Origin of the sequence: Massilia sp. TSP1-1-2 (assembly GCF_049896185.1) — a bacterium.
GTDB lineage: Bacteria > Pseudomonadota > Gammaproteobacteria > Burkholderiales > Burkholderiaceae_D > Telluria_A.
Genome location: NZ_JAFCTU010000129.1, coordinates 1 through 1,022 on the forward strand (window position 1 = coordinate 1; position 1,022 = coordinate 1,022).

At 59.4% G+C, this 1,022-nt stretch carries 1 protein-coding gene and 1 pseudogene; both read right to left on the minus strand.

What is annotated here, in order from left to right:
• A pseudogene (locus ACP7BV_RS27240) lies at positions 1-449 on the minus strand (DNA polymerase III subunit beta); the annotation flags it as partial.
• Positions 450-674: 225 nt separating this feature from the next.
• Positions 675-1,022: helix-turn-helix domain-containing protein (locus ACP7BV_RS27245; protein ID WP_426108035.1), on the minus strand; the 348-nt coding region annotated here is incomplete at its 5' end.

Sequence of the window (1,022 nt, forward strand, 5' to 3'; positions counted from 1 at the left end):
TGCGCCATGGAAAAGTGCACCATGTTGAACAAGTGCTTGAGAGTTTTTTGCGGCAGGGTGACGGTGGCGCTGAAGGTTTCGGCCACGTTCACGGTTGGAAACTCGGCCGCGTCCAGCGTCTGCAGCGCGAAGCGCGACTTGCCGGTCTGGACGGTGAGGCGCTTGTTCACCAGCGTCATCGTCACGTCGCCCGATTCCGGCAGCGCGCGCAGGATGTCGAGCAGCTTGCGCGCCGCGACCGTGGTGCCCGCAACGTCCGCGCCCGAGCCGATTTGCGCGTGCGTGGTGATCTGCACTTCGGTGTCGGTCGACAGGAACGAGACGTTTTCGCCGTCCTTGCGGATGAGGATATTGGCCAGAATCGGCATAGTGTGCCGACGCTCGACAATACCGCTCACGATCTGCAGTGGCCGGAGAAGGGTATCTCGGGTGGTTTTGACCAATTGCATAGTAATCCTCGGTAAGTTGTCAGAATGATACTTAAAATCTTGTTGCTGGTGCTATATTTTGCCAGATGTCGCGGTCGAGGCCAAAATCGGGGGTGGTGACTGAGCTTGGCGGAATGCGCTGGCGCTTTTCCGCCCTACGGTTCATCGCGATGGTTCGTTGCGATCCGTAGGGCGGAAAAGCGCACGGCCTCGGCGGCCCCCTTTTCCGCCATGAGCCGCCCGGACCTATCCCTTCAAGGTCTGTTCAAGCACGTGCAACTCATGATTGCACTCCGGATTCTTGGTCCGGTCCAAGGCAATCTTGCGCACCGCGTGCAGCACCGTCGTATGATCGCGCCCGCCAAACAACTCGCCAATCTCCGGCAAGCTCTTCTGCGTCAATTCCTTGGCCAGGTACATCGCAATCTGGCGCGGCCGGGCAATGTTCGCCGGCCGGCGCTTCGAGTACATGTCCGCCACCTTGATGCTGAAGAAGTCCGCTACCGTCTTCTGAATGTTTTCTACCGAAATTTGCCGGTTCTGTACCGACAGCCAGGCGGCGCACGGCGCCGGCGCCTTCGAACACCTTGTTTT